General features: G+C 70.8%; 9 protein-coding genes. 4 read left to right on the top strand and 5 right to left on the bottom strand.

Going from position 1 to position 11854, the window contains the following annotated elements:
* Positions 1 to 167 precede the first annotated feature (167 nt).
* Complete coding sequence (ftsX, locus tag TX83_RS03520) at positions 168 to 1157, bottom strand: permease-like cell division protein FtsX (protein ID WP_079248022.1); 990 nt, start codon at positions 1155 to 1157, stop codon at positions 168 to 170.
* Positions 1154 to 1840, bottom strand: a complete 687-nt coding sequence (gene ftsE, locus TX83_RS03525) for a cell division ATP-binding protein FtsE (RefSeq protein WP_064746545.1) — start codon at positions 1838 to 1840, stop codon at positions 1154 to 1156. Before ftsE ends, ftsX begins: the two co-directional genes overlap by 4 nt.
* A gap of 300 nt (positions 1841 to 2140) precedes the next feature.
* On the opposite strand from ftsE, the gene TX83_RS03530 reads away from it, so the two are divergent.
* On the top strand, positions 2141 to 2578 hold the full coding sequence (locus tag TX83_RS03530; protein WP_064746546.1) for a hypothetical protein: 438 nt from the start codon (positions 2141 to 2143) through the stop codon (positions 2576 to 2578).
* Positions 2579 to 2752: 174 nt separating this feature from the next.
* On the opposite strand, the gene rhlB is transcribed toward TX83_RS03530, so the two are convergent.
* The gene (gene rhlB / locus TX83_RS03535) at positions 2753 to 4504 is read right to left on the bottom strand and encodes an ATP-dependent RNA helicase RhlB (RefSeq protein ID WP_064746547.1); all 1752 of its coding nucleotides are present in this window, start codon (positions 4502 to 4504) and stop codon (positions 2753 to 2755) included.
* 254 nt (positions 4505 to 4758) lie between these two features.
* Here rhlB and trxA point away from each other — a divergent pair, with 254 nt between their 5' ends.
* Positions 4759 to 5085 (top strand): thioredoxin TrxA, encoded by a 327-nt coding sequence (gene trxA / locus TX83_RS03540; protein WP_064746548.1) that lies wholly within the window; start codon positions 4759 to 4761, stop codon positions 5083 to 5085.
* A 246-nt stretch (positions 5086 to 5331) separates the two neighbouring features.
* Entirely contained in the window at positions 5332 to 7050 is a 1719-nt protein-coding gene (rho, locus tag TX83_RS03545) for a transcription termination factor Rho (protein WP_064746549.1), read from the top strand.
* 202 nt (positions 7051 to 7252) lie between these two features.
* Here rho and TX83_RS03550 read toward each other — a convergent pair whose 3' ends face one another.
* Positions 7253 to 9055, bottom strand: coding sequence for an XVIPCD domain-containing protein (locus TX83_RS03550; RefSeq protein WP_064746550.1), 1803 nt, complete (start codon positions 9053 to 9055; stop codon positions 7253 to 7255).
* A gap of 273 nt (positions 9056 to 9328) precedes the next feature.
* Complete coding sequence (locus TX83_RS03555; RefSeq protein ID WP_141233340.1) at positions 9329 to 9514, bottom strand: hypothetical protein; 186 nt, start codon at positions 9512 to 9514, stop codon at positions 9329 to 9331.
* Between the two features lie 357 nt (positions 9515 to 9871).
* On the opposite strand from TX83_RS03555, the gene TX83_RS03560 reads away from it, so the two are divergent.
* On the top strand, positions 9872 to 11722 hold the full coding sequence (locus TX83_RS03560) for a monovalent cation:proton antiporter-2 (CPA2) family protein (protein ID WP_064746552.1): 1851 nt from the start codon (positions 9872 to 9874) through the stop codon (positions 11720 to 11722).
* Positions 11723 to 11854: the final 132 nt, after the last annotated feature.

Consider the following 11854-nt stretch of genomic DNA (forward strand, 5'->3'; position numbering starts at 1 on the left):
TCGATGATTACCGGGTCGGCGACGCGCGTCCGGCGCCGGCGGGCGCCGATGCGCGGCGCGCAGGCGGGGGAACCCCGATTCTAGGCGCAAGCGGTCGCAGATTCCGAGTCTTGCGCATCAGGCTGGCGATCGGCACGCGGGCGCCCGCGGCGGCGCGGCCGCCCGGCTCAGCCGCGGCCGGCGCGGGCCTGGCGCAGGTGGTGTCCGGTCACCAGGCCGGCGCCGAACCAGCCCAGCGCGGCCGAACCGGCCAGGATCGCCAGCGCCTGCAGCGGGCCGAAGCCCTCCAGCACGAAGCGGCTGCCGTAGCTGGCGGCGAGCGCGCCCAGCGGTTCGCGCAGGCTGCGGTCGGCCACGGTCAGCAAGGCCAATGCGACCGCACCGGCGGCCAGGCCGTAGCACGCGCCCAGGTACAGGAACGGTCGGCGGATGAAACCGTCGGTGGCGCCGAGCAATTGCAGCACACCGATCTCCTCGCGCCGCGACTGGATGTCCAGGCGCACGGTGTTGCCGACCACCAGCAGCGCGCCCAGGCCCAGCCCGATCGCCAGCATCCAGGCCAGGCGGCCGCCGAAGCGCAGCCAACCGTCCAGGCGCTGGCGCCAACCGGCGTCGTGCTGGACCAGATCGGCTTCGGCCAACTCGCCCAGCGATTGCGCCAGGGCCAGTTCGTCGCCCTTGGGCGTCACCAGCAGCAGACTCGGCAGCGGATTGCCTTCGATCGCGCTGAGGCTGTCGCCGAGGCCGCTCTTCTCGCGCAGCTCCGCCAGGCCTTGCTCGGGCGTGCGCAGCTCGACCGCGCCGACCTCGGGACGCGCGCGCAGCTCCGCGGCCAGCGCGCGGGCGCGCTCGACCGCGATGTCGGGCTTGAGGAACAGGCTGATCTGGCGCGAACGCTGCACGTCGCCGGCGAAACGCTCGATGTTGCTCAGCGCCGCCCACAGCCCCAACGGCAGTGCCAGCGCCACCGCCATGACCCCGATGGTCAGCAGCGCCGCCCAGGGCTTGCGCAGCAGGCGGCCGAGGCTGGCGACCAGGCTGTGCAGATGGTGTTCGAACCACGGCCCCAAGCCGGAGCGCGCGGCCGCGGCGATGGCGTCGTCGTGATCGTGGGCGGGGCCGCGCTGATCGCGGCCGTCCTGCGGCAATGCGTTCATTCGGCCAGGTCCTCGGGCGCGATGTCGTCGACCAGGCGGCCCTGGTTCAGCACCAGCACGCGCTTGCGCATGCGCTTGACCAGGGCCAGGTCGTGGCTGGCGACCAGCACGCTGGTGCCGCGTTCGGGCAGCGACTGGAACAGGGCCATGATCTCCGCCGACAGGGTCGGATCGAGATTGCCGGTGGGCTCGTCGGCGACCAGCAGGCGCGGTTCGCCGATGATCGCGCGGGCGATACCGACGCGTTGCTGCTCGCCGGCCGAGAGCTGGCCCGGCAGCGCTTCGGCGCGCGCGCCCAGGCCGACTTTCTCCAGCGTGGCGCGCACCCGCCGGCCGATGTCGGGCCGGCGCAGGCCGCGCAGCAGCAGCGGCAGGGCGACGTTGTCGGCGACGCTGCGATCGGCGAGCAGGCGGTGGTCCTGGAACACCACGCCGATCTCGCGCCGGTGCAGGGCCACGCGGCGGCCGCCGACCTTGTGCAGGCTGCGTTCGCCGAACAGCACCGCGCCGCGGCTGGGGCGCTCGCTGAGGTGGATGAGCTTGAGCAAAGTGCTCTTGCCGGCGCCGGAGTGGCCGGTCACGAACAGCATCTCGCCGGGCGCCACCTCGAAGCTGACTTCGCTGAGGGCCTCGTGGCCGCTGTCGTAGCGTTTGCTGACGTTGTCGAAGCGCAGGACGGTCATGGCGGAAGTATCGCAGAGCGAATCGCCGGCTTCATCACGTTTCGGCATCCGGGTTTGGCCTATGTTCGCGCTGCGGTCGGCGCGGCATCGCCGACGTGCTCGACGACACAGACCGACCGTTCAGGCCGGCACGGCTCGCGCGACCGCAGGCCACCGTTCCGCCGCACCGGCGCGTGCCGCCGCGGCGCGCGGCCGGCGCACGCTAGCCCTCTTGCAACGCTGCCTACGTCCGACATCACGCGCCGCGCCGATTCCCGGCGGCGGCGGACCGCCCCTGTCCACGACCTAGGAGCACCCGACATGCGCACTCTTCCCGCCTCGCTGGCGCTCGCCGGCCTGTTCGCGCTCGGCCTGCATGCCCAAGACGCCCGCGCCGAGCAATACGATCCGCCGCTCAACATCGGCACCCTGGTCTGCCCGGCCGGTTCCAGCGGCTACGGCAACGCGCGCTTCATCGTCTTCCCCTCGTTCGGCAGCGCGCCGCCGAACTGGCGCATGACGATCTGGTGCAACGCCGGCGGCAGCGGCCGTCGCGGCCATTTCGAACCCGGTTCCGGCGGCGTGTTCAGCGCCTGGCCGTATGCCGGCGGCGCGTTCGGCGTCGGTTGGCCGGCCTCGCCGAACTACGGCAACCAGTATCAGTCGCTGGACATCGACATCGACGGCGACCTGGACGTGTTCCAGTTGGTGGAAACCGCGGCCAACACCTGGTCGGTGTACCTCAGCCGCACCCAGTGAGCGCGCCGCGCGGCCTGCGGGCCGCCGTTTCGCAGGGGATGGGGAGAGGCGATGGAGGTGCGGGCCAGGCCCGCGCGGCCAGCTGACCGAGGACGGCGCACCGGGCCTGCGCACGCGCAGACCCGGACGGGCAGGACGACGGCGGCCGGCGCGAGCGCCGGCCGCCGGAGCGCGTCAGTGCTGGCTGCGCGGCGGACGCGCGACCAGCGACTTGAGCTTGCGGCCGATGCGGCCGAGCAGCGAGGGCTTGGCCTCGGCCGAGGCGGCCGGGGCGGCAACGGTCGGCTTCGCGGCGGACGCCGGCGCGGCCTTCGGCGCCTGCCCCTGCGCCGGTGCGGCGGCGGCCGGGGCGGCAGCGCCCTCGGCGCCTTCGATGCGGCGACCGCCGCGACGGCGGCGACGCTTGCGCGGCGCACGCTCGCCTTCGCCGGCCGGCGCGGCGGACGCGGCAGCGGCTTCCGCACGCGGTGCGCGCGGCGGACGCGGCGCAGCGGCTTCGCCGTCCGCGGCGACGGCAGCGCCGTCCTCGCTGCGCGGACGCTCGCGGCGCGGCGCGCCGTCCCGGCGGCCTTCGCTGCGGCCGCCGCGGCCCGAGCCTGAACCCGAGCCCGAACCGCTGCGGCTGCGACCGCCGCCGCGGCGCTGCTCGTCGGCGGCGCGCTGCTCGCGCGCCTCCTTGAAGATCGCGCCGATGCTTTCGTTCTCTTCGCCGTCCTCGCCGGCCGGCACTTCGCGCGGCGCGCGCGGCAGCGCGACCAGCAGCTCGGCGTCGACCGGAGCGGTCGGCAGCTTCTGCTCGATGTAGGCCTCGATGTCCGGCAGGCTCATCGCATAGCGCTCGCAGGCGAAGCTGATCGCGTCGCCCTCGGCGCCCAGGCGCGCGGTGCGGCCGATGCGGTGGACGTAGTCCTCGGCGTCGAACGGCAGGTCGTAGTTGTAGACGTGGCTGACGCCGTCGATGTGCAGGCCGCGCGCCGCCACGTCGGTGGCGACCAGGATCTCGAGCTGGCCCTTCTGGAACTTGTTCAGCAGCGACTCGCGCTTCTTCTGCGGCACGTCGCCGGACAGCACGCCGACCCGGTAGCCGCCGCGTTCCAGCGCGCGCGCGACCCGCTCCACCCATGCCTTGGTATTGACGAACACCATGGTGCGCGCGCCTTCGCTGCGCGACAGCAGGCCCAGCAGCAGCGGGATCTTCTCGTCGTCGGCCGGGAAATAGACCTTCTGCCGGACCTTGGCGGCGGTGATGAACTCGGTCTCGACGACCACCTTCTCCGGCTCGTTCATGTGCTCGTAGGCGAGCTCCAGAACGCGGTGGCTCAGGGTCGCCGAGAACAGCAGGGTCTGGCGCTCGGTGCGGATCGGCATGCGCCGCAGCAGGAAGCGGATGTCCTTGATGAAGCCCAGGTCGAACATCCGATCGGCTTCGTCGAGCACGCACATTTCGCAGGCGTGCAGCGACACCACTTTGTGCTGCTTGACGTAGTCGATCAGCCGGCCCGGGGTGGCGATGATGACATCGGCGCCCTTCTGCAGCAGCTCGCGCTGCTTGTCGTAGTCGACGCCGCCGTAGACCAGGGCGAACTTCAGGCCGAGATCGGAACCAAACTTGACCGCGTCCTTGTGGATCTGGATCGCCAGCTCGCGGGTCGGGGCCAGGATCAGCGCGCGCGGGTCTTCCGGCTTGCGCTCGGCCAGGGCCGGGCGGGTCAGCAGGCGGTTCATCACCGCCACCAGGAAGGCCAGGGTCTTGCCGGTGCCGGTCTGGGCCTGGCCGGCGACGTCGCGCCCGGTCAGGGCGATCGGCAGGGTCAGGGCCTGGATCGGCGTGCAGCGCGAGAACCCGGCGCCCTCCAGGCCGGCCAGCAGGCTCGGGTGCAGATCGAAGGAGGAAAATGTTACGTCGGTTAAAGGCTTGTCGCTCATGCGTTTCAGAAGTCCGCGCCGTTCGGGCGCCGTAGGGTGTCGCTTGCGTGGGTGGCGTCGGCGAAGCAGACTGCCGGGGCCGAGCCGGCGCCCGAGTTTGGACTCCGTGGCGGGCTCGATGGGGCCGTGGCGCAGCCCTTGAAGGTGCCGCGAAACGCCCCAGTTTAACGTAAGCCCCCACCCGGCATGACCTTCCGGGTGTTCCATTCAAGATTCACCTGTACCGTACGGTCCAGTATCCGCAGGAGACCCCCGTGAGCGAAAAAATTCTGCATGTCGGCGATTCCGACTTCGACGCCGCCGTGCTGCAGTCGTCCGAACCCGTCCTGGTCGATTTCTGGGCCGAATGGTGCGGTCCGTGCAAGATGATCGCTCCGGCCCTGGACGAACTGGCTGAGGTCTACGACGGCAAGGTCAAGATCGCCAAGGTCAACGTGGACCACAACCGCACCACGGCGATGAAGTACCACGTGCGCTCGATCCCGATGCTGCTGCTGTTCAAGGACGGCCAGGTCCAGGCCACCCAGATCGGCGCGGTCGGCAAGGCCCAGCTGAGCCAGATGATCGACAAGGCGCTCTGACGCGCCCCGGTCTCGCGCCCCTGCCCCGCCGCGGGCGCGAGCCGCTCCGGGCCTTGCCCGGCAAGGTGAACGGCATCGCTCGGGAAGCTTGCCGCCACGCAGCGGCAGTGCTAGTTTCGCTGTACCCGGCGTCGGACTTCGCGTCCCCGCGCCGCACCCCGTCTGACATACCCATCTATCCACCTACGTCCCTGACGTCCCGCTCGCCTCTACGCGAGCGCTCGCCGCTTAGCGAGGAACCTCCGCTTGTCCGATAAGACCCCCGACGCTGGCGATACCGCCGAAAAGCGCGTGCGCAAGCCGCGCGCCAGCAAAGCCGCCGAAGCCGCTCCGGCCGTGGTCGGCGACGCCAGCCCTCTGATTCCCGCGCCCGCTCCCGTCGAAGCGGCGCCTCCCAAGCCCGCCCCGGCCCCCAGCGCCAGCGAGTCCGCACCGGCCGCCGCTTCCGGCGCCGAGAGCGCCGCGCCGCAGCAGGGCAACGAAGGCGGCGGCAACCCGCAATCGCAGCAGGCCCAGGGCCAGCGCGAAGGCGGCTTCGACAACAACCGCGGCAACCGCCGCGACCGCTTCCGCAACCGCCGCGACCGCGACCGCGATCGCAACAACCGCCCGCAGCAGCGCGGCGGCGGCGGCGACGACTACGCCGACAACGGCGAGAACTTCGTTCCCCGCCCGCACCCGCAGGTTCCGGAGGGCTTCCCGCAATATTCGCTGGGCGACCTCAAGCGCATGCCCGCGCCGCGCCTGCTGGAGATCGCCGAACAGCTGAGCATCACCGACGGCGTCGCCCGCGCCCGCAAGCAGGACGTGATCTTCGCCCTGCTCAAGGTGCTGACCCGCCACGGCGAAGGCGTCGCCGCAGACGGCGTGCTGGAGATCCTGCCCGACGGCTTCGGCTTCCTGCGCGCGGCCGAGGCCAGCTACCTGGCCGGCCCGGACGACACCTATATCTCGCCCAGCCAGATCCGCCGCTTCAACCTGCGCACCGGCGACCACTTGTCCGGCCGCATCCGCTTCCCCAAGGACGGCGAACGCTATTTCGCCCTCTCGGTGGTCGACAGCATCAACGGCGAACCGCTGGAAGCGTCGAAGAACAAGGTCCTGTTCGAAAACCTGACCCCGCTGTTCCCGCGCCGCAAGTTCAAGCTCGAGCGCGGCGACGGCTCGACCGAGGACATCACCGGCCGCATCCTCGACCTGATGGCGCCGCAGGGCAAGGGCCAGCGCGCCCTGATCGTCTCGCCGCCCAAGGCCGGCAAGACCATGCTGATGCAGCAGGTCGCGACCGCGATCACCCATAACCACCCCGACGTGCACCTGATCGTGCTGCTGGTCGACGAGCGTCCGGAAGAAGTGACCGAAATGCAGCGCACCGTGCGCGGCGAAGTGGTCTCCTCGACCTTCGACGAACCGGCCGCGCGCCACGTGCAGGTCGCGGAAATGGTGATCGAGCGCGCCAAGCGCCTGGTCGAACACAAGAAGGACGTGGTGATCCTGCTCGACTCGATCACCCGCCTGGCCCGCGCCTACAACAACGTGGTGCCGTCCTCGGGCAAGGTGCTCACCGGCGGCGTCGACGCCAACGCCCTGCACCGCCCGAAGCGCTTCTTCGGCGCCGCGCGCAACGTGGAAGAAGGCGGCTCGCTGACCATCATCGCCACCGCGCTGATCGACACCGGCAGCAAGATGGACGAGGTGATCTACGAAGAGTTCAAGGGCACCGGCAACAGCGAAGTGCACCTGGACCGCCGCATCGCCGAAAAGCGCGTCTACCCGGCGATCAACATCAACCGCTCGGGCACCCGCCGCGAAGACCTGCTGATCGAGCCGGAGCTGCTGCAGAAGATCTGGATCCTGCGCAAGCTGCTGCACGGCATGGACGAGATCGGCGCGATGGAATTCCTGCTCGACAAGATGAAGAACACCAAGTCCAACGACGAGTTCTTCAGCTCGATGAAGCGCTGACGCGCCGCCTCGCAGCGACAAGAAAACGCCCCGCATCGCGGGGCGTTTTTCGTTTGTGGGGCGATACGCCGCGCTTTGCGGGCCGCACCGCCGCCTGCGACATCGCGGTCGCGGCTCGCGCCGCTCCTACCCTGGCGACGGCGCGCTACTGCAGCTGCGACCACGAAGTCCGGCGCGGCCCGGGCCGCGCCGGACCGATCGCTTACAGCCCGCGGCCGCCCGCCAACTGCGTCTGCGGGTTCTGCGTTTCCATCGTCGCCATCTGCCGCGCGACCAGCAGGCTGCTGGCTTCCACGCTCTGGTGGGCCGCCGCGGACACGTCGATCGCGACCATGCGCCGGCTCGGCGACTGCGGGTCGCCCTGCACCGCGAACAGCCGGCTGCCGTCCTTGCTCGCCAGCAAGTGATCGATCTGGCTCAGGCCGCCGTCGCGCATCGCCGGAATCAGCGCTGCGGCGAGGTTCTTCTGCTGCTGCTCGCCGAGCCGGCCGAGGTCGCGGTTGAGCTCGCCGCCCTGGACCTTGCCGAGCAGTTCCTTGTACAGCCCGTTCATCGCGTGCGCGCCGCTGCTGAGGATGCCGGCCACGCGCAATCCCTCGTCGAACCCGCCGCCGACGCGGTTGCCGTTGTGGTTGGCGGCCTCGCGCAGTTCCGGCGGCAACAGGTAGGTGCCGCGCTCGCGCTGGCCGTCGCGGTCGGCGACATAGCGCTTGACGTCCTTGAGCTCGAGATCGAAGAACTCCTTGGACGAATTCTTCGCCGCCTGCGCCAGCAGCATCTGCTGCTGCGCGCTGAGTTTCTCCAGCCCCTGCCCCGAGGCCAGCGCGTCGACCAACGACTCCGGCACCTTCTGCTTGAGGAAGGACAGGAAGCGCTCGCGCGTTTCCGGGTTCTGGCCGACGCCGTCGAGAATGCGCGTCGCGGTCGACAAAGCGTTGCCGGCATCGGTCGGCATGCCCTCGATCTGGCGCATCACCGCGCTGATCGCGCGCTTGGGCTCCATGCCCTGAGCGAACGGGAAGCGCTCGCGGAACTCGTCCCAACGCGGCGCCAGCAAGGCCTCGCGGGCGCGCTTGATCAACTCGAACGCGCCGGCGGCGAAGGCGACGATGGCCATGCCCACCGGCGCGATGCCGATCAGGCTGCCGACCAGGCCGGCGTTGCGCGCGCCGAGCAGCACCGCGGTGTTGCCCACGCTGCCGGCGAGCTTGAAGCCGCCGCTGAGCATGTCGAACGCGGCGTCGACGCGCTGGTCGGTGTCCAGCGGACGGCCGCTGACCGGATCGCGGCCGTTGAACACGCGGCCGGCGTTCTGGCCGAGGTCGCGCACGTCGTGGCCGACGTCCTTGATCGCGGTGTAGCGTTCGAGAATCTTGGCCGCCTGGCGCTCGCGCCCGGTGCGGTGGGCGAACTCCATCAGCGCGCTCATCGCCGCGGCGTCGATCGGCTGGCCGGAGGCGCGCGCGGCGGTGCCGGCCTTGATCGCGCCGTCGATCGCATCGAGCGTGTCGGCGACGTCGCCGCGGCCGCCGTTGCGGGCCAGCTGGCGCAGTTCGTTCAAGGGCGCGTCGACCGGCGCCTGCGGGCCGGCATCGCGCTGCGCCGACCAGCGCTTGGCGTAGTCGACCATCGAATCCTGCAGCGTCGCCGGCACGTCCAGCGCATAGCCGTGGAACGGCGGCGCGACGCGGCCGTCGGCGCGGGTTTCGCCCGGATGCAGTTTCCAGGCCGGCGCGAGCTGGGCCAGCGCGCCGCCGGGGCCGCCGACCTGGGCCACGGTCGCTTCCAACGTATCTTCGTCGACTACCTGGCCGTTGCGCTGCAACGCGTCGGCGACGACGGCGCGCAGCACGCTGTCGCGCGACCACTCGTCGTCGGCCGGCAGCAACACGGTGTAGTCCTGGGCGCGCTCCTGCGCGCTGCCCTGGCCGGCGTAGCGCCGCAGGGCCGCAGTGGTGGTTTGGGCTCGGTTCCCCGCCGAGATCGAATCGACTGCTGCATTCATTGCACTGGCTCCTTGTCCCCGTTACGAAGTCGTCATGACCCCCCTGTCGCGCCGGCGGCACGGCCGCGGGCGGACCCGCATGATGCCCCCGTCCCGGCGCTGGGGCAATTCGCTACCGAATGGTGACAATCGGAACCGGGCGCTGCGGCCGGTTTTGCGGCGGCCTGCTTCGTGCCGCAGCGTATTCAGGCATTGCGGCGCTGCGCCCTCGACGCAGGCGGACGCGGCCCGATGCGGGCCGCGGTTCGCACCCCGCATGCCGGCCGCGGCGACTCAGCCTCGTGCCGGCCGCGGCGTCCCCGGCACCGACACCGACGCGGGCACGGGCGCAGCAGCGACGGCCGCCTCCCGGGCGTTGCCCGCCGCCGCCGCGAGCTCGCTGCCGGGCCAGCCATCGACCAGGGTCGGAGCACAGGCGCTGCACAGCAGCGCCGCCAACACAACGATCAATCCCTTCATGACAACCTCCTTGTGGACGACGACGGATGACGACGAATCGACGCCGTTGCGGACCGGTTCGGACGCGGCCGGCCTGGCGTCCGTCATTGTCCGCCCCGCCTGTCGCGCAGCCCGCGACGGGCCAGAGGCAATGCCTGGCGCGAGCACGATTTGCGCCGCCGCGCACGCGTCGCCGCGGCCGCCGTCACTCGGGACGCACGCGCGCGACGCGGCATCCGCAGGTTGAAATCGCGCTTGCCGGCATCCATAGCAGAGCCCCGGCGTCATCCGCCGGCGCGACACTGCGTTCACTCGCACGATGCGCGCCGCACCGCCGCAGCCCGGCGCATCGCGTCATAATCCCAGCCGGAGGTGCTCATGCACGGTGGCGGTCTCGAACTCGCGTTGTTGTTCCTGCTGGCCGCGGTGGTGGCGGTGCCGGTGTTCCGCAAATTCGGCCTCGGCGCGGTGTTGGGCTATCTCGCCGCGGGCGTGGTGCTGGGCCCCTACGGGGTCAAGGTGATCCGCGACGCCGAACCGGTGCTGGGCGCCTCGGAAATCGGCGTGGTCATGATGCTGTTCGTGATCGGCCTGGAACTGTCGCCGGCGCGCCTGCGGGTGATGCGCAAGCCGGTGTTCGGCGCGGGCGGCCTGCAAGTGCTGCTCAGCGGCATCGCACTGGGCGCGTTGGCCCTGTTCGGTGCGCCGCTGGCCGACGTGCCGGTGGGCTGGAAGGCGGCGACGGTGATCGGCCTGGGCCTGGCCTTGTCCTCGACCGCGGTCTGCCTGCAGTTGCTGTCCGAGCGCAAGAGCCTGGCCACCGATTACGGCCGGCTCGCGTTCGCGATCCTGCTGTTCCAGGATCTGGCCGCGATTCCGCTGCTGGCGGCGATTCCGCTGCTCGGCAAGGCCGCGGCGGTGGAGGGGCTGAACTGGATCGCGGTGGCCAAGGCGCTGGGCGCGATCGCGGCGGTGGTGTTCGGCGGCCGCGTGCTGCTGCGCCAGGTGTTCCGGGTCGTCGCCCGCACCCGCATGCCGGAAGTGTTCACCGGCGCGGCGCTGCTGACCGTGCTCGGCTCGGCCTGGATCATGCAGATCGCCGGCCTGTCCGCCGGCCTGGGCGCGTTCCTGGCCGGCGTGCTGCTGGCCGATTCGGAATTCCGCCACGAGCTGGAATCGCAGATCGAGCCGTTCAAGGGCCTGCTGCTGGGCCTGTTCTTCATGGCCGTGGGCATGAGCATCGACCTGCAGCGGGTGCTGGCCGAGCCGGTCACCATCGCCGCGATCGTGTTCGCCTTGCTATCGGTGAAGTTCATCCTGCTGTTCGGGGTCGGCATCAGCGCCGGCGGCCTGGACAAGCGCGGCGCGTTCCAGCTCGCCACGGTGATGTCGCTGGGCGGCGAGTTCGCCTTCATCGTGTTCAACGAAGCGGTCAAGGCGCGGCTGCTGGACGACCCGACCCGCGACCGCCTGATCGCCGCGGTCGGCGTGTCGATGGCGCTGACCCCGCTGCTGATGATCGCCGCCCAGCGCATGCTCGACGCGGCGCCGACGGCGAAGGAAAAGCGCCCCTACGACGAGATCCCCGACCATCATCCGCAGGTGCTGCTGGCCGGCATGGGCCGCTTCGGCCAGATCATCGCCCGCTTGCTGGTCGCGCATCGCACGCCGTTCATCGCGATCGAGAACAGCGCCGACCAGGTCGACTTCATGCGCCGCTTCGGCACCATGATCTACTACGGCGACCCGGCGCGGCCGGAGCTGCTGCGCTCGGCCGGCGCGGCCCAGGTCAAGGTGTTCGTGATCGCGATCGACGATCGCGAATCCGGCATCCGCACCGTGCGCACCATCCGCCGCCTGTATCCCAAGGCCAAGGTGTTCGCCCGCGCGCGCGACCGTCGCCACGCCTGGGAATTGATGGACCTGGGCGCAGAACCGATGCGCGAGACGTTCTATTCCAGCCTCAAGCTCGGCGAGGACGTGCTGGTCGAACTGGGCGTGCCGCCGGAGACGGCGCGCGACCACGTCGAACGTTTCCGCGAACTCGACGAACGCATGCTCAATGCCCAGTATCTGGTCCACGACGACGAGGACGCGATCCTGCAGACTGCGCGCGACGCGCGCAAAGAGCTGGAAGCGCTGTTCGACGCCGATCGCGGCGAGGGCTTGCTGGCGAACATGGTCGAGAAGCACACGTCGGTCGGGCCGGAGAATTCGACCCGGCATTGAGGCCGTCGCCGCGAACGCACGGGCTCCTGTAGGAGCGGCGTGAGCCGCGACCAACCGCAGCGGTGCACGCAAGCGCCGTAGCCGAAGCCCGGTAAGACGGCGCTTTTGCTTTTCATGCAGGCTCGCGACCTC

Origin of the sequence: Lysobacter antibioticus HS124, from assembly GCF_000336385.2 — a bacterium.
Classification (GTDB): Bacteria; Pseudomonadota; Gammaproteobacteria; order Xanthomonadales; family Xanthomonadaceae; genus Lysobacter; species Lysobacter firmicutimachus.